General features: G+C 54.0%; 19 protein-coding genes. 9 read left to right on the top strand and 10 right to left on the bottom strand.

Annotation, left to right across the window (positions count from 1 at the left end; genetic code table 11):
* Nucleotides 1–139: 139 nt before the first annotated feature.
* From resB to ACNKIB_RS09615, 4 genes are all read left to right on the top strand, one after another.
* On the top strand, nucleotides 140–1537 hold the full coding sequence (gene resB / locus ACNKIB_RS09630) for a cytochrome c biogenesis protein ResB (RefSeq protein ID WP_417910332.1): 1398 nt from the start codon (nucleotides 140–142) through the stop codon (nucleotides 1535–1537).
* A gap of 33 nt (nucleotides 1538–1570) precedes the next feature.
* On the top strand, nucleotides 1571–2422 hold the full coding sequence (ccsB, locus tag ACNKIB_RS09625) for a c-type cytochrome biogenesis protein CcsB (protein ID WP_417910331.1): 852 nt from the start codon (nucleotides 1571–1573) through the stop codon (nucleotides 2420–2422).
* Nucleotides 2423–2574: 152 nt separating this feature from the next.
* A complete protein-coding gene (locus ACNKIB_RS09620) occupies nucleotides 2575–3012 on the top strand; it encodes a cytochrome c3 family protein (RefSeq protein WP_417910330.1) in 438 nt (145 codons plus the stop codon).
* A gap of 72 nt (nucleotides 3013–3084) precedes the next feature.
* Nucleotides 3085–3234, top strand: a complete 150-nt coding sequence (locus ACNKIB_RS09615; RefSeq protein WP_417910329.1) for a hypothetical protein — start codon at nucleotides 3085–3087, stop codon at nucleotides 3232–3234.
* A 237-nt stretch (nucleotides 3235–3471) separates the two neighbouring features.
* On the opposite strand, the gene ACNKIB_RS09610 is transcribed toward ACNKIB_RS09615, so the two are convergent.
* From ACNKIB_RS09610 to ACNKIB_RS09570, 9 genes are all read right to left on the bottom strand, one after another.
* Entirely contained in the window at nucleotides 3472–6609 is a 3138-nt protein-coding gene (locus tag ACNKIB_RS09610) for an efflux RND transporter permease subunit (RefSeq protein ID WP_417910328.1), read from the bottom strand.
* A 318-nt stretch (nucleotides 6610–6927) separates the two neighbouring features.
* Nucleotides 6928–7500 carry a hypothetical protein gene (locus tag ACNKIB_RS09605; RefSeq protein ID WP_417910327.1) on the bottom strand — a complete coding sequence of 191 codons (573 nt, stop codon included), beginning with the start codon at nucleotides 7498–7500 and terminating at the stop codon, nucleotides 6928–6930.
* Complete coding sequence (locus tag ACNKIB_RS09600) at nucleotides 7497–7757, bottom strand: DUF2442 domain-containing protein (RefSeq protein ID WP_417910326.1); 261 nt, start codon at nucleotides 7755–7757, stop codon at nucleotides 7497–7499. The genes ACNKIB_RS09605 and ACNKIB_RS09600 overlap by 4 nt, the downstream gene beginning before the upstream one ends.
* Nucleotides 7758–7770: 13 nt before the next feature.
* A complete protein-coding gene (locus ACNKIB_RS09595; RefSeq protein ID WP_417910325.1) occupies nucleotides 7771–8040 on the bottom strand; it encodes a DUF4160 domain-containing protein in 270 nt (89 codons plus the stop codon).
* A gap of 225 nt (nucleotides 8041–8265) precedes the next feature.
* Entirely contained in the window at nucleotides 8266–9441 is a 1176-nt protein-coding gene (locus ACNKIB_RS09590; protein WP_417910359.1) for an efflux RND transporter periplasmic adaptor subunit, read from the bottom strand.
* A gap of 216 nt (nucleotides 9442–9657) precedes the next feature.
* Entirely contained in the window at nucleotides 9658–10278 is a 621-nt protein-coding gene (locus tag ACNKIB_RS09585) for a TetR/AcrR family transcriptional regulator (protein ID WP_417910324.1), read from the bottom strand.
* A gap of 167 nt (nucleotides 10279–10445) precedes the next feature.
* Complete coding sequence (locus tag ACNKIB_RS09580) at nucleotides 10446–11693, bottom strand: ATP-binding protein (protein WP_417910323.1); 1248 nt, start codon at nucleotides 11691–11693, stop codon at nucleotides 10446–10448.
* Between the two features lie 198 nt (nucleotides 11694–11891).
* Nucleotides 11892–12305 (bottom strand): hypothetical protein, encoded by a 414-nt coding sequence (locus ACNKIB_RS09575; protein ID WP_417910322.1) that lies wholly within the window; start codon nucleotides 12303–12305, stop codon nucleotides 11892–11894.
* Between the two features lie 70 nt (nucleotides 12306–12375).
* On the bottom strand, nucleotides 12376–13446 hold the full coding sequence (locus ACNKIB_RS09570) for a hypothetical protein (protein ID WP_417910321.1): 1071 nt from the start codon (nucleotides 13444–13446) through the stop codon (nucleotides 12376–12378).
* A gap of 456 nt (nucleotides 13447–13902) precedes the next feature.
* Between ACNKIB_RS09570 and ACNKIB_RS09565 the strand changes: the two genes are divergently transcribed.
* From ACNKIB_RS09565 to ACNKIB_RS09550, 4 genes are all read left to right on the top strand, one after another.
* The gene (locus ACNKIB_RS09565) at nucleotides 13903–14502 is read left to right on the top strand and encodes a histidine phosphatase family protein (RefSeq protein ID WP_417910320.1); all 600 of its coding nucleotides are present in this window, start codon (nucleotides 13903–13905) and stop codon (nucleotides 14500–14502) included.
* 122 nt (nucleotides 14503–14624) lie between these two features.
* Nucleotides 14625–15380 (top strand): acyltransferase, encoded by a 756-nt coding sequence (locus tag ACNKIB_RS09560; RefSeq protein WP_417910319.1) that lies wholly within the window; start codon nucleotides 14625–14627, stop codon nucleotides 15378–15380.
* Complete coding sequence (locus ACNKIB_RS09555; RefSeq protein ID WP_417910318.1) at nucleotides 15377–16351, top strand: lysylphosphatidylglycerol synthase transmembrane domain-containing protein; 975 nt, start codon at nucleotides 15377–15379, stop codon at nucleotides 16349–16351. Before ACNKIB_RS09560 ends, ACNKIB_RS09555 begins: the two co-directional genes overlap by 4 nt.
* On the top strand, nucleotides 16351–17331 hold the full coding sequence (locus tag ACNKIB_RS09550) for a cation diffusion facilitator family transporter (RefSeq protein WP_417910317.1): 981 nt from the start codon (nucleotides 16351–16353) through the stop codon (nucleotides 17329–17331). The genes ACNKIB_RS09555 and ACNKIB_RS09550 overlap by 1 nt, the downstream gene beginning before the upstream one ends.
* A 184-nt stretch (nucleotides 17332–17515) precedes the next feature.
* Here the strand turns inward: ACNKIB_RS09550 and ACNKIB_RS09545 are convergent, their stop codons facing one another.
* Complete coding sequence (locus ACNKIB_RS09545; RefSeq protein WP_417910316.1) at nucleotides 17516–17653, bottom strand: hypothetical protein; 138 nt, start codon at nucleotides 17651–17653, stop codon at nucleotides 17516–17518.
* Nucleotides 17654–17722: 69 nt separating this feature from the next.
* Between ACNKIB_RS09545 and ACNKIB_RS09540 the strand changes: the two genes are divergently transcribed.
* Nucleotides 17723–19780, top strand: a complete 2058-nt coding sequence (locus tag ACNKIB_RS09540; protein ID WP_417910315.1) for a lysylphosphatidylglycerol synthase domain-containing protein — start codon at nucleotides 17723–17725, stop codon at nucleotides 19778–19780.
* Nucleotides 19781–19860: the final 80 nt, after the last annotated feature.

The following is a 19860-nucleotide window of genomic DNA, read 5'->3' as shown; positions in this document are numbered from 1 at the left end:
CTCTCTGCGCTCGAGCCTATCCTATAGGGAAAAAAGATTGACAGCTTTTCTGGCCTATGCTTGAATGATTCGAGCATTTGTTTGTCTTTTCTGCCCCTATTTCTATTTTATTTCTCCTTTCAAGGCATTGTTTCAATATATGGCTGCCAAAGCAAAAAATCCGGTCTGGGCTTTTTGGGCCTCGGTGCAACTTGCCCTGTTCCTCATAGGCTTGCTTGCCTCCACCTCCATCATTGGCACAATCATCCAGCAGAACCAGCCTGATGAGCATTATATTGAGAAATGGGGACAATCAAAGGCGGCAGTGATTCAGGCTCTCAACTTGGACGACATGTACAACTCGGTCTGGTTTCTCACCCTGCTGGCCGCGTTCAGTCTGAACCTGACCGTATGCAGTTTGGACCGACTGCCAGGCGTAATCCGTTTGGTGCGCAAGGACAATTTGGATACCGAGCCTGAGCAGCTGCTCAAGATGAAAATGCAGCACAAGGTGCAGGTCAGCGGCTTGGTAGAGACAGCAGCCCGGCAGGTCGCTGATTATCTTAGTGACAAAGGCTGGAAGACCGCCTCCCGCGCCGCTAAGGAGAACAGTATCCTTCTCTTTACCCAGAAAGGCGGTTGGACCCGCTACGGAGTGTATGTTGTTCACATCTCCATTCTGATTATCCTGCTAGGCGCGGTCATCGGCTCCCCGACAGTAGCGAAGAAGATTCTGAAAAACCAACAGTTCGCCTTTAAAGGCGGTGTATCTCTGCCGGAGACTGCCAGTACGAGCCGCATTTTCTCCTATGCTGATGAAAGCGAAATCCCTCTGAGCTTCACTGTCCGCTGCAATTTTTTTGATATTGATTTTTACGACAACGGGATGCCCAAGGATTATGTCTCCGGCCTGACTATCATTGAGCAGGGGAAAGAGGTGCTGACTAAGGAAATTGAGGTCAATAAGCCGCTAACCTACAAGGGTGTCACCTTCTACCAGTCGAGCTATAATGACATGCACAGCCCGATCATTCATCTGACCAACCTGAAGACTGGTAAAAAGATGGTCTTTCCGGTTAACCCGGAGAAATGGGATGCAACACATAGCTGGCAAGAGGAAGGCGGTGGCCAGGGAATGCTGCGCATCCAGGAGGCTAACAGTGTGCCTGTTCCAAACGGCACAGGCATGACCACAGAAATGAACATCTGGCTAATGGACTCGCAGGGGCCACCTTCGATGTTCTCCATGAGCTACGGCAGGCCGGTGATTGTTGAGCGGCCTGGTACCAAATATGAACTCAAAATTGGCCCGCATTACGCCACAGGTCTCCAAGTGTCTAAGGATCCTGGAGTCTGGTGGGTTTACAGTGGCTGCGCCCTGATGCTGCTCGGTCTCTACGCCGCCTTTTTCATGTCGCATCGCAAAATCTGGGCTTATGTGCATGAGGAGAACGGCGGAACCGTAGTTGTCTTTGTCGGCCAGGCCAACAAGAACAGCCTCGGCTTTGAAAAGACCTTCGCTGCCCTGACCGAAGGCTTCGGCAGCAGGCGCGTTTGATCTCACCATTTAATCTGCTGAGAAATTGAAATCATGAACAGCTCGCAGCTTTTCGGTATCACGACCTTAGCCTACCTGCTGGCCTCGGTTTGCTACATTGGCCTGTTTGTCTTTCGGAATAAAAAAGCCGGGCAGGCTGGGCTGATCCTGGCCCTCTTTGGTATTCTTGCCCAGACTGTCGGTCTCGGGTTACGCTGGTACGAATCCTATCAGGCAGGCATCGGTCATGCGCCACTGACCAACATGTATGAATCGCTGCTCTTCTTTGCTTGGTGCGCGACCATCTTCTATGTTCTGTTAGAGATGAAGTTCAAGCTGCCAGTGATCGGAGCTTTTGTCATGCCCATCCCCTTTATCACGCTGGCCTATACTTCGCTTGATAAAAGCCTCAGCAAGGACATCAGCCCCCTGGTTCCTGCCCTCCAGTCCAACTGGCTGATCGCCCATGTGATCACTTGCTTCATTGGTTACGGGGCCTTTGCCGTGGCTGCCGGTCTGGGCATTATCTATCTGCTCAAGCAGGTTGCCCATAATCGCAAATTCGCCGCAGACACTATGATTGGTAGTCTGCCTGAGCTGAGAACACTCGACGACCTGATCCACAAGACCATTATCTTTGGCTTTATGTGGTTGAGCGCAGGGATCATCACCGGCGCGGTCTGGGCCAACGAAGCCTGGGGCACTTACTGGCAATGGGATCCCAAAGAAACGTGGTCGATTATCACCTGGTTTCTTTATGCCCTGACCCTACACGCTCGTTTTACGAGAGGTTGGAGCGGCAATCGCATCGCTTGGCTGGCGGTGATTGGCTTTGTTTCGGTGTTCTTTACTTATTTCGGAGTGAACTATCTGCTGGCTGGCTTGCACAGTTATGGCTCCAACTGAGCTGTCTGCTGTTGCAGCGGCAACTCTTCGCTTGACACAACAGAGCAGTCGAGCTATATCAAGGCGATAAAAAGAAGACGACTGAACAACAGGTTGTTTATCACTTCATTGGTTAGAACCCTGTTACATCCGTTCATTAAGGAGGAGTTTGTATGAGGAAGACATTAGTTTTCGGTGCTGCTCTGGCACTGATCTGCGGCTCAGGTGTCATGACCATTACTTCTGCCCAGAATGATCAGGGGCCAGAACATCTCGTGATCACCGATGGTAGCCCAAGCTCCGCCAATCCTGCTTATTTCCCGCATCGCGACCATCAGAACCGTCTGAAGGACTGCGGCATCTGCCATCATGGCAAAGGTGCAGACGGCAAGCAGGTTCCCTATAAAGCAGGCGAGACCAAGCAACAGAAGTGCAATACCTGTCATAACAAGAATGCCGATGGCGTGTCTTTGGATGGCAGACTCCCTGGTATTTCCCCGATTCAGCGCGCAGGGCATGGCCGTTGCCAGGGCTGCCACAAGGATAAGACCAGCACCAAGACCCCGCCGGTTCAGCTACTGGCCTGCCCCACTTGCCATACCAAGAAGTAAACAGAATCCTTCCTGCATCTCGCTGTAAACCAAGGCCGCCTTTTGAGGTGGCCTTAAGTTTTGGCAGAATAGGTGCGGTGTTTTTCGCATACCCCTGAGTTACTCTTCCTTTCTTGCTCGCTTACAAAGCAGTTTGGCTTGGCACAAGAGGAGTTCTGCCGACTTGCAAAGGAGTTGTACTCGGCAGAAAAGGAGTCTGGCCGAGTACTCAAGGAGTTTTAGTGAGCCACAAAGGAGTTTGGCCGACTAGGAAAGGAATTTTAGTCGGCCAAACTCCTTTGCAACTCGGCAAGAAAGCAGTTTTGCCAAGCCGAACTCCTCGTTTGCCGAGGAGAACTCCTTGGCAAACGAGCAGGACTCTTCTCTTGCTTATTTGAACTTCACTTCAACCTGATTGCTAATTATTGTAATTCCTTGATGTTGGCACGAGAGCCGCATCCTCCGATTGCTGCCGAGCAATCAGGCCAGTTCCTTACCCTTCCCTGCAAACATCCCTGATACCAGCACAAAGAACAGCGGAATAAACACCAAGTCAATAAAGGTGGCGGACAGCATTCCGCCGCAGACCGCCGTGCCGAGGGCGTTCATCGCGCCTGCGCCCGCGCCGTTGGCCAGAGCCAGCGGCAGCACGCCGAAGAAGAAGGCCAGCGAGGTCATCATGACTGGGCGGAACCTTGTTTTAATTGCATCGAGCGTGGCTTCCGTCAATCCCTGCCCCACCGCCATCCGCTCCTTGATGAACTGGATGATCAGGATGGCGTTCTTGGTGGAGAGGCCCATCGTGGTCAGGAAGCCGATCTGGAAATAGACATCGTTGGGCATCCCGCGCCACGAGCTGGCGACTATCGCCCCGAACACGCCCAGCGGCAGCATGAGCAGGTTGACGAAAGGAATCGTCCAGCTCTCGTACAGCGCGGCTACGCAGAGGAAGATGACGAAGATCGAGAAGGCATACAGGATTGGCCCCTGCTTGGTCGCCATTTTCTCCTGATACGACAGGCCGCTCCAGTCGAAGCTGATACCTTGCGGCAGCTTGGCAGCCAATTGCTCCATGATCGTCATCGCCTCGCCGGTGCTGTGGCCGGGCGCGGGCTGGCCTTGGATATTCATGGACGGGAAGGCGTTGAAGCGCTCCAGCTTGGGCGAGCCGAGACTCCAGCGGGCCGTGGCAAAGGCGGAGAACGGCACCATCTTGTTTTCCTTATTGCGGACGTAGAGGCGGTCTAAATCTTCGGGCAGGCGACGGTACGGCGCGTCGGCCTGCACATAGACCTTCTTCACCCGGCCTGCTTGGATGAAGTCGTTGACATAGCTGCTGCCAAAGGCCGTGCCCAAGGTGCTGTGGATCGAGCCGAGCGGCACGCCGAGCGCGCCTGCCCTATCCCAGTCCACATCCACGCGGTATTCGGGCGTGTCGTCCATGCCGTTGGGCCGCACCGCCATCAAGCGCGGCTCCTGCATGGCCATGCCGAGGAGCTGGTTGCGGGCGGCGGTCAATGCCTCGTGGCCGAGGCCGCCCCGGTCTTGCAGCTGGAAGTCAAAGCCGGTGGCCATGCCCAGCTCCATCACGGGCGGCGGCGGAAAGGCCATGACCTGCCCCTCCTTCAGCTGCGAGAAAACCCGCATTGCCCGGCCTGCGACCGCCTTGACTTTGAGGTCAGGCCGCTGCCGTTCGCCCCAGTCCTTCAGCTTGACAAAGCTCATGCCCATGTTCTGACCCAAGCCGCCAAAGCTCCGCCCGGCTGCGGTCATAACCGCAGCCACCGCGTCTTTCTCAGTGTCCAAAAAATGGCTCCGCACTTTGGTCAGCACCGCCTCGGTCTGATCCAAGGTCGAGCCAGCAGGCAGCCGCACCAGCACCATCAGCAGACCTTGGTCTTCATCAGGAATATACGAGGTGGGCATCTGCCGGAGAAGCAAAGCGGAGGCAGCCACAATCACCAGATAGACCACTAGAAAGATGATCTTCACCCGCAGTGAGAAGGCGACGAAGCGCACATACAAGGCGCGGATGCCGCCGAAGAAGAACTCGAAGGCCGTGAAGAAAGGCCGCATGAAAAAGATCGCGCTTTCTGAGGGCGAATGCCCGGCCTTGACTGGCTTGAGGAAGGAGGCGCAGAGCACCGGGGTCAGAATCAGGGCCACGACCACGGACAGCAGCATCGAGGAGATGACCGTGATGGAGAACTGGCGGTAGAGCACGCCGGTCGAGCCGGGGAAAAAGGCCATCGGCCCAAACACGGCGGAGAGCACCAGCCCGATGCCGATCAGGGCGCTGGTGATCTCGTCCATAGACTTCGCCGTGGCTTCCTTCGGCGACAGCCCTTCTTCGCTCATGATCCGCTCGACGTTCTCGACCACCACAATCGCGTCGTCCACCAGCAGGCCGATGGCGAGAATCATAGCGAACATGGTCAGCATGTTGATCGAATAGCCGGAAAAACCCAGCACGGCAAAAGTTCCGAGCAGCACCACCGGCACCGCGATGGTCGGGATGATGGTGGCGCGGATGTTGCCCATGAACACATACATGATGATGAAGACCAAGAAGACCGCTTCAAAGAGGGTCTTCACCACCTCATGGATTGCAACCTTGGTGAAAGGCGTGGTGTCGTAGGGATAAATCACTTTGAGGCCCGGCGGGAAGAATCTGCTCATCTCCGCCAGCTTGGCTTTGACCGCGTCAGCCGTGGCAAGAGCGTTCGCACCCGCTGCCTGACGGATGGCCAAGCCTGCCGAGGGCCTGCCATTGCTCCGGGTGACTGAATCGCTGCGTTCGCTGGCCAGCTCAGTGCGGCCAATGTCTTTGATCCGCACCGCCGAGCCGTCCGGGTTGATCCGCACCGGTATTTCGGCGAATTCCTCCGGTGTTTGCAGCAGATGCTGGACAACAATGGGCGCATTGAGCCGCTGGCCGGGCAGCGCAGGCTGTCCGCCGAGCTGTCCAGCCGAGACCTCGACATTGTACGCGCGCAGAGCGGCTGCCACATCCTCAAAGGTCAGGCTGTAGCTGGTCAGTTTGTCAGGGTTCACCCATATCCGCATGGAATACTGCGAGCCAAACGGTTCGACCTCGCCCACGCCCTCAACGCGCGACAGCACTTTTTCCAGACTCGACGCTGCGTAGTCTTGCAAATCGCTGCTGTCCATGCTGCCGTCCTCTGAAATCAGGGCGGCGATCAGCAGGTAGTTGCGGGTGGACTTGTTCACTCGCAGGCCTGCCCGCTGCACCACGTCGGGCAAGCTCGCCAGAGCAAGCTGGAGCTTGTTCTGCACCTTGGCCCAGGCCATGTCCGGGTCGGTGCCCGGCGCAAAGGTCAGCTCTACCCGCGAGCTGCCGGAGGACGAGCTGGTGCCGGAGATGTAGATCATGTCGTCCAGGCCGGTGATCTTCTGCTCGATGATCTGCGTCACCGTGTTCTCCACAGTCTCCGCCGACGCGCCAGGGAAGAAGGCATCAATGGCAATGGCGGGCGGCGCGATGGGCGGGTACTGCGCCACCGGCATCTTCCAGATCGCCAGCAGGCCGACGGTCATGATAATAATGGCGATGACCCAGGCAAACACGGGCCGGTCGAGGAAAAACTTCGAGAGCATCAGATTCTCCCTTGGGTGCTGGTGGTAATCGGCAGACTTGATCTGCCGCTCTTTTTGATGGCTGAATGCCTGCTGCGATAGGTTGAACCATAGCTGAGGTATGCTTCAACGTATCCTTTGGTATGGTTGAAGCATACCGATGGTATGCTTTGTCCTATCCTCAGGTATGGTTCGACCATGCCGAGGGTATGCTTCTGCCTATTTGGCACTATGTTTTGCGTGTTCCGGGATAGGTTCTTCGGCAAAGACAGCCTATTGAGGGAGTGAATCCCTGTATTCACACATCGCTGTCTGCGGATTAACATCTTGTCCTGTCAGTCAAGGTGTTCCTTCCTCAGGATCTGGAAATTCAAGAAGCATCTTTCCTGCCTCTTGGATAGCTTGCACTCTACCTATGAGTTCATCAAGCTCAGGCGATATTTTATCACGCTGTAAATCAAGGTATTGTTCTACCTCTTTCCAGCTTTCAAGAGACAACGGCTTTAAGCGAGGCAGCAAATGATGAACTAATTCGTTTCGTTCGTTCTTTAAAGCCTGCAAAGATTCCTTCTTTCTCTTAAAATATGTAGGATCATCACTCTCCATCCATGTTTCAATTTTCATATAGCTTTCTTTTAGGCGGTCATGTACCTCTTCCGCGTCTTCCACAGCAGCTTTAGGCTGCATTTCCTCAACATAATTGCATACTAGCTGGCCTAACGTCTTCCGATGAACTGCTTTTTTCTGTCGGTCAATGACTGCTTGCCATTCGCTGCTATACCCCTCGATCTTTGCGCGAGCTAAAAGCCATTTAATTATATGTTCAACCTGTTGGAACAGAATTAAATTTCTTCCAATTTTACGTTGAACTTCATTCTTGATTGGTTCTAATTCAACAGGGAATTCCATCATCCTTCAAATCCTTCTCGAATCGCCCTCGAACAATCCCAAAGCGTCTCCGGCGCAATGTCTATGTTGCCCGGCCAGACCACAGTGCCGTTCTCCACACTGGCCTTCATAAACAACGGCACGTTCTTTAGCATCAGATACGGCTTGCGCTCCAAGTACGGTGCCATGTCGAAGATGCGTCGCTCGTTGTTCTCAAAGGTGAGGAGCAAAGTGCAGTCCTTTTGCGGCATCACGCTGACTACATCCAGCAATAATTCCATAAAGATCTCCGTCTTATTGCAGCGGCGCAATGCGGAACGGCTCCTCGCCTGCAAGAGCCAGCTCCCAGTCAGCCAGCAGCTCATCTTTATGAATGTCTAACCAGACCTGCACCATGCGGAGCTGCCGCGCCGGAAAATCTCCGGCCAAAACTGCTCCGTCCTCAATCGCGACCGAGGCTTTCTTCCCCTGATAGCGGACGTGAATGTGCGGCGTGCTGTGCTGCCCCGCATCTTCGTAATAGATGGAGACAAGAATGCCGTAGAACATCGAGATGGTGGGCATGTTGATCTGGTTGTTTCTGGTTTACTGATATGCTGATGCGCCGTTCTTCTGCTCTTCAGAGGCGAAAAACGGCAGCCAAGAGCCGTTCTGCGGCTCCGAAGATCGATTCAACGTATCTTGGAATACGTTTTTCCTATCGCCGAATACGTTCATCGTATCCGGCGATACGTTCTACGCATTCCGGGAGAGGTTTCGCAGATACAAAACAACGTCCTGCCGCACTGCTCACCGCCCCGGCCCTGCGCCGCCCTGCGGCTTCTCCCCAAAGGGCGCGGCCTTCACCTCCGCGCCGGGCCGGAGCATGATCAGACCCTCGACGATCACCTTGTCGCCGGGAATGAGGCCCTTGGAGACCAGCCATTTGTCCTCCACCGCCCGCTCGATGGTCAGCATCCGCATCTCGGCCTTGCTCTCCGCGCCGACGACCAGCGCGAAAGACTGGCCTTTGCCGTTGCGCGATACGCCCTGCTGCGGCACGAGCAGGCCCTGCTCGCGCACGCCTTCCTGAATCAGCGTGCGGACAAACATCCCCGGCAGGAGCAGCCCGTCGGGATTCGGAAAAACAGCCCGCAGCAGCACCGAGCCGGTGCTCTGCTCCACCGTGACATCGCTGAACTGGAGCGTGCCGTCAAGGGGATAGGCCGCGCCGTTCTCCAGCAGCAGGCGGACTTTGCGCTGGTTCTTCGCAGCTTGGCCGCCGTTGTTGAGCTGGAGCAGTTTGGCCGCTGACTGCGGCATGTCAGCGTAAATGGGGTCGAGCTGCTGCACTGTGGTCAGGGGCGCAGGCTGATAGGCGGTGACCACCGCGCCTTCGGTGACGCTGGAAATGCCCGCGCGACCGGAAATGGGGGCCGTGACCTTGGTATAGCTGAGGTTGATGCGGGCGGTTTTGACCGCCGCCTCGGCCTGTTGCACCGAGGCTTCCGCTGCGGCTATCGCGCTCTTGCTGCTCTCGACCTGCGCCTCGGCGGCGGCCAGCGTGGCTTCGGCAACAGCCACTTCTGTGGTCGCCTGATCGCGCTGCACCGCCGAATTGACCTTGCTCTTGAACAGCTCATCGGCCCGCTGACTGTTGCTGCGGGCAAGGCTCAAGGTGGCCCGCAGGCGCGCCAAGTCGGCCTGCCCCGCTTTCAGTGCGGCCTGCGCCCGTTCAGCAGCCTTGCGGGAAGCCAAATGACTTGCTTCGGCGTTGTCGAGTGCGGCTTGAAAGGGCGCAGGATCGATTTGATACAACGCCTCGCCCGCCTTCACATCCGCGCCTTCAGTGAAGAGCCGCTTTTGAATGATGCCGCTCACCTGTGGCCTGATTTCCGCCGCCCGGTAGGCAGCGGTGCGGCCCGGCAGCTCGGCGGTCAGCTCCACGCGCTGCGGCTGCACGACAACAAAGGACACCGAAGGCATGGGCGGTGGCCCTCCCGGCAAGCCGGGAGGGCCTTGACCGGGTTGCCCCTGCTGCGGGCCGCCGCCTTTGAGCCGCATAACCCAGGTCTTTGCATCTTCCATCTTGCAGCTGGCGGTCAGCAGGCTGCCGGACAGCAGGACAAGCAGGAGGCTTCGTTGATATATTGTCTTCATAGTGTCTCCGATTTTGTCGTAGTGGCGAAAGATTTTTCGCCACTACTTTACTTCCATCAGCCCGTGGAAAAAAATATTGAGAATGATGTCCGGGGATTCGGGATATGGCTGCCGCCCCTCCAGCCAGTGGAAGAGGAAGGCGTTGCAGAGGCTGTCCAGTGCCAAGGCGAGATGGTATGGCTCGGCGGTTTTGCGGAAAACGCCACTCGCCATGCCGTCAGCGAAGACGCTCTCCAAGCGGCGCAGCACCAGCTCGCAGCGTTCGCGGATCTCGCTGTCCAAGCCGGCCTTGATGTTGAAGCTCGCGCCCCGGTGTTCGGCAAAATAAAGACGGATGCAGGCGGCGTTGTCCATATAGATTCTGCCTTTGGCCCGCACGTAGCCACGCAGCCGCTCCACCGCATCGCCTTCCGCTGCCAACGCTTCGGTCAAGGCGGCATGGAAGCGGTCCGCCTGCTCCGCGATCAGGGCCTTGTAGAGGTCTTCCTTGTTTTTGAAAAACTTGTAGAGCGTGCCGACCGCGAACTCCGCCTTCTCGGCAATCTCCTGCATGGAGACATTGTGGTAGCCCTTGTCCGAGAAAAGCGCGATGGCGGCGGCGAGCATGTCCTGCCGCTGCCTGATTCTCTCCCTCTCCCGGCGGGGAAGGTTGTTTTCTTGCATAAATCGTCTCGCTTCGTTGGTAATGATGCCGCCATATAGAAGATGACGCTCGCTTCATATCTTACAACGAAGCATCCCATTGTCAACCGGAAAATACAAGAACTACCATCCAGAATGGAAGTAAAAAGAAAGCAGCAGATGGCAGCGGGTACAAGCTGTCTTGAAAATCAGCAGCGTTTTCCTGCACGCAGGAAACGAAACATGGTAGACTGTACCAGTTTGGAAAGTAGAAGGGATTTGATGGGAGGGAAGATCACTGCTGCATTAACAGCTCTACGCAGCAGAGCATGCAGTTGGCTTGTTTGGTTGTCGAACAAGTAGTTGCCCAGCTTGCCTGCATGGACAGCGGAGACCAGAATCTTTTCTATAGAATCTTTTGGGATATAGGGACGCGGCGTTCTGGGATACATGTGGCACGAATCATTAGGACAGAAGCGGGCGCACACACCGCAGCCTAGACAGACCTTAGGCTTCACCATCGGTTTGTCTCCTGCGGTATCAATTGCACCTGCCGGGCAGCGTTTGGCGCATATCCCGCAGCTGGTACAGATGTTCTGATCAATTGCAGCGAGAAAAGCTGACGGGCTGATTAGTCCACTGCTGCCGAACCGCCTATAGCCAAGAAGGAGATCGCAACAGCAGCCGCAGCAGTTGCAGATAACCGCCAGGCCGCTCCTGGTGTTGTCGCCAATCTGAACAAGACCTTCGTTCATACATTCTTTGACGATACGGCGTGCCTCCTCTTTGGAGATCTCCTTGGCAATACCGTAGTCAGCCAGATATCTCGCCACCTCATTAAAGGTGAGACATACTTCTTGCGGCGCATTACAGGCCTGCCCCATATGCTCCATCTTGTGACGGCAATAACACAGTCCGACTGTAATACAGGTTGCCGTCTCAATACCGACACTAACCCGATCATAGGAAAGCACCTCGGCAGCGACATCTTCCAAGACATCCTCGCCTGCATAGACCCGTGTGAAGGCAGGAGAGGATATCGCTCCATGTTGACGAACAAAGTCGCCCTCCACTTGGCAATACTGGTAGTACAACTCAGAGAGTCGCTTTGCATCCAGCTTACCGTCGGTACGCATAAGGGAGAATTCAACAAAGCCCAATACCGGTGGAGCCAGTCCATAAGCAGTGCCGCTATCGCCAGCAAAAGCGTACACCACCCCCTTCCCTGCCAGCCGATCTAGGACTGCCCTTGCCTCTTCAGCATCCATACCCCACACCCGTGCCATCTTCTCCGCAGGCACTGTGCGCAGTGGCATCAGCGAGCACAACTGCGCCTCTTCTTCAGTGACGAGTTGCTTGAGAATCTCAACAAGGGTTGCAGAGACAAAAGCACCAGGAACATACTGACCCAGTCGCTGCGCCATTCTTCCGTAGCTGTGATGATTCAGGTGTCCCATCTCTGCTTCTAGCTGCTCTGCATCCAAGCAAATTGAAAGTGAAAACTGAGGGTAGTTAGAACAGGTGACTACTGCCTACACAGGCATGTCAATACAGACCAAAAGGCTGCCTCTATAGACAAACACAGGCAGCCTCCATCAGGGGGATAAGGACGCAGGCTAGGAAAGAGCGACAAACCTAGCCTGCGATATAGAGCCTCACGGTGTAACAGCTGTGGTTGTTACATAGATTGATTTGACATGGCCGTTTACATTGGTTCCCGATGACGGATCTTTTGCGTTAGCAAGGCAGAACTTTACCTTCTTGTCGTCGGCAAGGGCAGTCAAGGCAGTAGCAAGCATTGCATCTTTTGGGGTGCCTGGTAGCTCGAAATATCTTGCTGGAGTACCAGTCCAGTCAGGATTAGTAGTAAGACCACTCTCACAGGTAAGCTTGACACCATGAGTGGTTCCGACAGCAAACCCAGTATCAAAATTACGAAATGAAGCACCAGCCTCATGCACTGTTCCGTCGGTACAGCAAACATCAGCTGCATACACCGACCCTGCAATCCCTGTTAGCAGCAAAGCTGCAGCTGCGATCCCTGTTATCTTCTTATTCATTGTTTTCATTTTTACCACCCTCCGGTGTTTCATTATGTGAGATACCTTTGTATCCCTATTGTAACCTGCTCGAAGCAGGTTACGCTGTGCGCACATCTAAAATATCCACTAACCTACCTGCGTAACCGTTTCTGGTCAAGTTCATGAGCTGGTCGAAGCTCATCACCTTGATCTCCAGGCTACTAACCGCAGAACCAGTAAAACCGTGCAAGGTATAAAGTCCGTTCTCTGTCACGATTACCTCTAGGCCTGCCTTACCTCCCTCCTGCATATCCAGGAGGTTAAACAGCAGACGACTCGTATCCCGAATATCTACCACTGCCTGAATCCGCACTCTCTCATTCGCACTGACCTCACCGTCCATAATGACTACGTAAGGCTCTGCGGCATTACCCGTCAGAATACCCACACTCGTAGCCGGGGAGATAAGTGCTACCAGTGGCGAGCGCAACTTCCTTTTGTACGTACTGGTACGCAAAGTCCCATGTTCGGAGTAGCGGGTGCTGAATACCAGAGTGTATTCATTATTCCATGCCTCTTCTTGGCTAGGAATATCCGGCAGCAACAAGATCTCTGTCTGCGAGGTCTGGACATACTTAGTCTGTACTGTTCTGCCACTCCGAGTGCCTTCGATCACGCAACCGCATTCTGCATCCTCCTGATTGAACATCAGGTTGCTGCCCGTAATCTTCAGCACACTCTGAGCTTGCAGAACCTCATCCAGCTTGAGCAGCGAGTCCTTGACACTGGCAAGCACGGGGAGCTTCTCTACGAGGGCTAGCCTTTCTAAATGGGCCGCGTGCCGTATCTCTTTGACAAAGGGTAGAGAAGCGTAAATCCGTACTTGGAGAACCTCATCTATCGGCGGTAGCGGACTGTCTGGATCCTCCAGTTTATCAGTCAGGGCCAGAGTATAAGTAAATGCGTCCTCCAGGGTTACCTGGTTGCCAGCGATCAGATTCTGCTGAATCCTTCGGGCCATAACTTGCAGAGCGAGCTGCATCTGTTCCGGGGTGACACCAGGAACCTCTGCGGCAATCTCCGCAGCTAAGACCTCACTCCCCACGGTCTTTTGAGGCAGGTAGCGCATCTTGTACGACTGAGGAACCGTAAGGGCATTGACTTCAGGTCGCCATTGAATGCTTGCCATGTCCGTGTTCCTCAGAGAAAAAAAATTATATAAGAGAAAGAATTCAGCTCTACACTTAAGCTTAATACAACCGCCGATCTTTTGTCAAGCGATTCTTCGCCATTTTCGGGTGGAAAAAGATCGCAAAACAGGATAAGAAGAGCTGTGGCCAAGGGATTAGAACCGGAGAGCACGAGGGATTAGAATAGCTCTACAAGAGGGATTCTAATCCCTCTGCAAGAGCCATTAGAATAGCAAGGCAAGAGGGATTCTAATCCCTCTGTAAGAGCCATTAGAATAGGAAGGAGAGAGGGATTCTAATCCCTCTGTAAGAGCCATTAGAATAGGAAGGAGAGAGGGATTAGAATAGCCAGCCAGGAGCCATTAGAATACCTTTGCGCAAGACACTCAGGCGGCAGGCAGACCGCATTTCACCTCCAATCACCCCAGGCACTCTACAGCAAACCCACCAGAGATATGAATCAAGAAGCAAGTACCTGTCTCTATCTGCTCCGGCACGGGCCAGCAGCGGCATTGCCTGGCTGTTTGCTCGGCAGCCGCACTGATGCGCCTTTATCTGGCCAAGGCCTCTTACGTCTCAACAGCCTCATCGAACCGCATCTTCAGGCCGTGGAAACCTGGTATTGCAGCCCGCTGCTCCGTGCTCGCCAAACCCTGGCCTACCTAGGTGAGCAGGGCTGTCAGATTGAGCACGCAATCTATGACCAACGGCTCCAGGAGATTGATTTCGGTGCCTGGGAGTTACGCACGTTCAGCGAAATAGCTGCGGCTGATCCAGCCCGTATCGAGGCCTGGCAGCGTTACACAGACTTTACCTTTCCAGAAGGGGAGGCTGTAGCTGACTTTATCCAACGGGTGCAGGCGATGTTGGGTATTCTGAGCACAGCAGGCAGCAAGGTGGGGGTTGTTGCGCACGGAGGAGTCATCCGCACCATGATTTGCTTGGCTCTTGGCCTGCCACCAAGCATGTACCTGCTCTTTGATGTCCAGCCTGCGGCCTTGACCATTCTCGACGTGTTCTCCAACGGTGGGGTGTTGCGGGGCTTGAATCTGTAAGATCCGGGTGGTCTGGGTAAATCTACAGGACAGGTTTGCAGTTGCGCAGTGCCCCTGGCTCAGGGTACTGTATTCAGGCACAGTGAAACGCTACTCTTTCTTCTTTTCCAACGCACTTGGCCATGCAGAAAACTCACCAGGCGGTAACTGGCAGCGGTTCGCCATTGACCAAATACCAAGACCTCATGGTTGGCAATCGCTCGTTATCTGCCCTACTCTATTACGAATGGTGTTTGTTGCTTGGGCCGTTACCAGGAGCAATCGGGATGCTGCTCCGGCAGAAATTCTGGCCCCGTCTGTTTGCCGAATGTGGTACAGATTGTATGTTCGCGCCAGGCATCACCCTACGGCAACCAGGGAAAATCCGCCTTGGCAAGGCAGTGGTAATGAGTGAAGGTTGTATCCTGGATGCTCGGCACGAGAGCAATGACATCTCTATTAGCCTAGGCGACAACGTTATCTTATCAAACAATGTTATGCTCTCTTGCAAAAACGGTTCCATCAGCATTGGCGATCACTGTGGGATTAATTCCCAAACTATCGTGCAATCAACAAACGGTTGTCCAGTCAAGATAGGCCCAGACTGCCTGATTGGTCAACAGTGCTTGATCGTGGGTGGTGGTACCTATAATATTTATAACCTCGATCAATCAGATCTGCCGATTCGCAAGCAGGATATTCGGCAAGACGGTGGCGTGCGTTTAGAAGCTGATGTCTGGCTGGGTGGGCGTGTGACGGTGCTGGGTGGCGTGAATATGGGTCGAGGGAGTGTCGCAGGGGCAGGAGCAGTACTCACCAAATCCGTAGGGGCCTACACCGTCTCTGTTGGTGTGCCTGCGAAGGTGGTTAATAGTCGGCAAGCAGGACAAGTAGTATGAAGAAACAGCTGCTCCTGCTTGGCAAGGTACTGTTCAGCTGCACGCTTATGGTGTTGCTCTACTGGAAGATCCCAGTGCAGGATCTGCATGGCCTCTTGGCTTCCATTGATTGGCGTTACTTCCTACCGATCCTTGTCCTGCTCTTCTTAAACACGGCTGCCAGTGCCCTGAAATGGCAACTCTTCCTCCTCGCTGATGGCGTACAGCTCCCCCTCTCCACTTTGACAAGCACCTATCTAATCGGGAGCTTCTATAATCTCTTCCTCCCCTCCAACATTGGCGGCGACTCCTTTCGTATCTATGACATTGCCAAGAAAAGTAAATGCACAGTCCGGTCTGCTGCCTCGGTCTTTGCCGACCGCTTTTCCGGCTTTATCGCTTTGGTAATCCTCAGCCTACTGTCCTCAATATTGGTGGCCCAGCAGTTTGGCAATCTCCTTTTCTTCTTTATTCCCTTAGCAATCCTCCTGCTGCTCCTAGCCGTGCTGGTTGCCCTCAGTAAAGAGAAGCCTGTGCGTATCTTCTTAGCTCTTACTCGGCTTGATCGGTTCCCGCTCCTTGTCAACCTAACGGAAAGGTTCTTTCTCTCCTTTCAGGCCTACGGCAGCAACCGCAGATTGTTAGCCCAGGTAATGGCCATCTCTTTTGCCTTCCAACTTTCAGTGATCACCATTGTCTGGTTACTTGCTCTCTCCCTCCATGCGCAAGTGCCGTTCTATTACTTCAGTGCTTTCGTCCCCCTGATTACGCTTATGGAAGCCCTACCGATATCTATCTTCGGCTTGGGCTTGCGTGATGTTGGCTATGTCTTTTTCTTTAGCTGGACAGGGATGAGCGAACTGCAAACCAGATCCCTGGCCCTCCTCTTTCTCGGTACTACAGTCAGCTATTCTCTCATAGGTGGGCTAGTCTATCTGGGACGGCTTTGCACTGCACCTGCGCGTGAGCAAGAAATACCACAAGGGCAATAATGAAAACCGATATCCTCCCTGCAAACCCAGCTGTCTCCCTGACCCGCTTTGCGTGGCTGTCTATCGCTGCTGCTCTCGTGACTATTATCCTCAAGTCAGTAGCCTACCTACTCACAGGCTCTGTTGGTTTGCTCTCTGATGCTGTAGAGTCGCTGGTCAACCTTGCTGGTGCGCTGATGGCTCTTGCTATGCTGACTATTGCTGCCCGACCAGCAGATGAAGACCATGCCTACGGGCATAGCAAGGCGGAATATTTCTCCAGTGGCGCAGAAGGGATCTTAATTCTGATCGCTGCGGTCAGTATCGGTATAGCTGCTGTCCAAAGGTTCTTTGCTCCCCAACCGCTCGAGCAAATCGGCATGGGTTTGCTCGTCTCAATCGCGGCTTCTCTGGTAAATTTGTTCGTTGCCCTCTTATTATTAAAGGCCAGCAAACGCTATCACTCTATCACCTTAGAAGCAAATGCCCATCATCTCCTAACAGATGTCTGGACTTCAGCAGGCGTGTTGCTGGGAGTTGGTTTAGTCGCGCTTACAGGCTGGCAGCAGCTGGATCCCCTTGTTGCTTTGCTTGTAGCTGGCAATATTATTTGGGCAGGATTCCACATTGTGCGCAGCTCGGTCTTAGGTTTGATGGACACTGCGTTACCTACAGAAGAACTGGCGGCTATTCAACGGGTACTGGATCAACATAGCCAAAGCCATGTGCAATTCCATGCCTTACGTACCCGCCGGGCCGGAGCACGCCGCTTTGTTTCGCTCCATGTCTTGGTACCTGGTGCCTGGACAGTGCATAAAGGACACGAACTTGTGGAACAGATTGAAGCTGATATCTGTCGGGCAGTGCCGAATATGACCGCATTCACCCATCTCGAATCACTAAACGACCCGGCCTCCTGGAATGATACCGACCTGGATCGTACAGAAGAACTCCCGCATAAGCCAACAACAAGGATTGACAGTGATGAGCAAGCAGGTTGAAGCGAAGTGCAAATAAGCAAGAGAAGAGTTCTGCTCGTTTGCCAAGGAGTTCTCCTTGGCCAGAAAGGAGTTGTCCTCGGCAGAAGAGGAGTTCGGCTTGGCAAAACTGCTTTCTTGCCGAGTTGCAAAGGAGTTTGGCCGAGTACCAAAGGAGTTCTAGTGAGCCGCAAAGGAATCTTGCCGACTAGCAAAGGAGTTTGAGTCGGCCAAACTCCTTTCTTGCCGAGTACAACTCCTTTGCTAGTCGGCAGAACTCCTCTTTGGCCGAGTACAACTCCTTGGTAACCGAGCTGTACTCGTGCTTATTTGAACTTCGCTTCAATTTGCTTGATGACTTCTGCAAAAAAGCCTCTTCACGAAGCATGTGAAGCAGAACATACTGGAGCTAGTGATGAGCCGCCGCCATTTGCTTAACCTTCTTCTCTCTCTTGGAGTTTCTCTGCTCCTGCTGGGTCTGCTGATCAACGGCTTCAGTGGCTCGGCAGAAGAAGCGGTTCGGCCACGCCTGTTCTCCATTCTTGCCGACACCTCTCTGCTCTGTGTTGGGTTCTATGTGTTCACGACTCTGAGTCAGGCTTTCTTTCGGATGCTCCGTTACCGGGTGATTCTGACGAACTCTACGAGCCGAAAGGACGTACCAGGTCTTTTTCATCTCTTTCTCGTTACCCAAAGCCGGAATATGTTTGTTGATATGCTCCCGGCCCGTCTAGGCGAACTGAGCTACATTGCCATGCTCAACCGAGGTTTCAAGGTAGGCGCAGATGCCTGCCTGTCCTCACTGGCAATCTCTTTTGTTTTCGACTTGATTGCCTTGGCCCTGCTCTTACTTGGCATCATCGGTTGGCAATTACTAGCCGCTGCTGTCCAGCTTTGGCTCATCGGTGTCTTTCTGGTGATTATGGGAGTCAGCGCACTCCTCCTCTTTTTTCTTTTTCCGCTTCTCCAAGGGGTAAGTAAACGACTTCCCCACCTTCGTTCTGGCACTTTGCTCACCAAGCTGGTCAAATTGATCGAGGATACAGCGCACTCTTTGCAACAGGCACGGCAGGCTGGCATTATTGGCAGGGTGCTGCTGCTGTCACTTGCTGTCCGGCTCTTTAAATATTTTGGCCTCTATCTGCTGTTCCTTGGCGTTGCGCTTCCCTCCTTCCCAGAAATGCGACATGAACTGACCGCAGTGCTGGTCGCTTTGGTCAGTGCCGAGGCCAGCAGTGCCCTACCCGTGCCGTCTTTCATGAGCTTTGGCACCTATGAGGCAGGAGGCGCATTGGCCTTAACTGCCCTCGGTGCTGCCAAGGGTACTTCCGTCCTGATCATGCTGGCTTTGCATATCTGGAGCCAGGTAGTTGATTATAGCTTGGGCATTATCGCCATGAGCCTGTTTATCTTTGTTGTTGGGAGAAAAAGTGAGGACTCTTTAGCTTGGAGCGGAAAAAAGAGGTTGCTTGTGCTGACAGGAGCTGTTCTGGCTACGGGGTTGCTCGTGTTTGCCTTCCAAGTGCGGCAAGTGGGCAAGATGGGTGCCTTCCGTCCACCCAAACCTGGCGAGCCAGTGCCTGTTGCCGAAGCAGAACTCAAGGTAGATCCCATTCTTGCCAAGCTGCGTGGCTTTGTCATCTGGAGTAGTAACCGCTTTGGCAACCACGATTTGGTCATGCTCACGCTGCCAGACCGCAAGCTGACTCGCCTGACCACAGACCCACACACCGAGTATTTCCCGCGCATTTCCCCGGACGGCAGCAAAGTGGTCTTTGCTCGCTCGCAGGAGCTGTGGGTCTCGCAGCGGAACAAATATCCCTGGGACACCTGGCTGCTTGACCTGACCACGCACGAAACCCGGCTACTGGCGCAAAATGCCAACACGCCCACATGGTCTATGGACGGCAAAAAGGTCTATTTTCAGCGGCAGGCTAACCAGTTTGTCGAATATGTCCTTGCCACCGGGAAGGAGACTGTGGTATTTGAAACAGGAAAGAATCTACCGCTCAAGGCCTCTGTGCATTTAGAGACCCCAGCGTGGAGTGAGGCCCGGCAAAGTTTGGCTGTAACCATGAGAAAAGGCGGGCCGGTGTACACTTATCTGATTAAGCCGGACAGGACAGTGCAGGAGATCAACGAGGGCTGCGAGTTGAACTGGGCACCAGATTCCTCGTACCTCTATCATGTTGGCCACGGCAAGGGTCGCCGTAATGTCTTTTACAAGATTAACCCAGACACGCTGGCGCGGGAAGTCTGGTTTGATTCACCAACGGAATACAGCCACGAATATTTCCCCAAGGTTGCCAATACCGGCGATGTGTTGGTCTATGGAGCCAGCACCGGCGGGCATGAACATGATACAGCGGACTATGAAATTTTCCTTTGGCCGATTGGCTCGCCGATGAACAACACAGCCAGGTTGAGTTTCCATACCGGGAATGATAACTGGCCGGATGTGTTTTTGTATTAGCTGGTACAGATAGAAGGCTGACAATAGCCCATTTCCTTGAGATTGTTTGGGAACGCAGCGTTTTCCACGTGTTCGTTGTC

It is taken from the genome of Candidatus Electronema sp. PJ (assembly GCF_048287395.1).
In the GTDB taxonomy this organism is placed as follows: domain Bacteria; phylum Desulfobacterota; class Desulfobulbia; order Desulfobulbales; family Desulfobulbaceae; genus Electronema.
The sequence above is the reverse complement of the archived record's forward strand: the minus strand, read 5'-3'. Positions and strand labels throughout refer to the sequence as shown.

Coding starts and splice junctions, on each gene's coding strand:
- ACNKIB_RS09560 (WP_417910319.1), top strand. CDS start 14,625: ATGCAGAAAACTCACCAGGCGGTAACTGGCAGCGGTTCGCCATTGACC.
- ACNKIB_RS09610 (WP_417910328.1), bottom strand. CDS start 6,609: ATGCTCTCGAAGTTTTTCCTCGACCGGCCCGTGTTTGCCTGGGTCATC.
- ACNKIB_RS09595 (WP_417910325.1), bottom strand. CDS start 8,040: ATGCCCACCATCTCGATGTTCTACGGCATTCTTGTCTCCATCTATTAC.
- ACNKIB_RS09590 (WP_417910359.1), bottom strand. CDS start 9,441: ATGCCTTCGGTGTCCTTTGTTGTCGTGCAGCCGCAGCGCGTGGAGCTG.
- ACNKIB_RS09600 (WP_417910326.1), bottom strand. CDS start 7,757: ATGGAATTATTGCTGGATGTAGTCAGCGTGATGCCGCAAAAGGACTGC.
- ACNKIB_RS09540 (WP_417910315.1), top strand. CDS start 17,723: ATGAGCCGCCGCCATTTGCTTAACCTTCTTCTCTCTCTTGGAGTTTCT.
- ACNKIB_RS09580 (WP_417910323.1), bottom strand. CDS start 11,693: ATGGGACACCTGAATCATCACAGCTACGGAAGAATGGCGCAGCGACTG.
- ACNKIB_RS09605 (WP_417910327.1), bottom strand. CDS start 7,500: ATGATGGAATTCCCTGTTGAATTAGAACCAATCAAGAATGAAGTTCAA.
- ccsB (WP_417910331.1), top strand. CDS start 1,571: ATGAACAGCTCGCAGCTTTTCGGTATCACGACCTTAGCCTACCTGCTG.
- ACNKIB_RS09620 (WP_417910330.1), top strand. CDS start 2,575: ATGAGGAAGACATTAGTTTTCGGTGCTGCTCTGGCACTGATCTGCGGC.
- resB (WP_417910332.1), top strand. CDS start 140: ATGGCTGCCAAAGCAAAAAATCCGGTCTGGGCTTTTTGGGCCTCGGTG.
- ACNKIB_RS09585 (WP_417910324.1), bottom strand. CDS start 10,278: ATGCAAGAAAACAACCTTCCCCGCCGGGAGAGGGAGAGAATCAGGCAG.
- ACNKIB_RS09570 (WP_417910321.1), bottom strand. CDS start 13,446: ATGGCAAGCATTCAATGGCGACCTGAAGTCAATGCCCTTACGGTTCCT.
- ACNKIB_RS09565 (WP_417910320.1), top strand. CDS start 13,903: ATGAATCAAGAAGCAAGTACCTGTCTCTATCTGCTCCGGCACGGGCCA.
- ACNKIB_RS09555 (WP_417910318.1), top strand. CDS start 15,377: ATGAAGAAACAGCTGCTCCTGCTTGGCAAGGTACTGTTCAGCTGCACG.
- ACNKIB_RS09575 (WP_417910322.1), bottom strand. CDS start 12,305: ATGAAAACAATGAATAAGAAGATAACAGGGATCGCAGCTGCAGCTTTG.
- ACNKIB_RS09550 (WP_417910317.1), top strand. CDS start 16,351: ATGAAAACCGATATCCTCCCTGCAAACCCAGCTGTCTCCCTGACCCGC.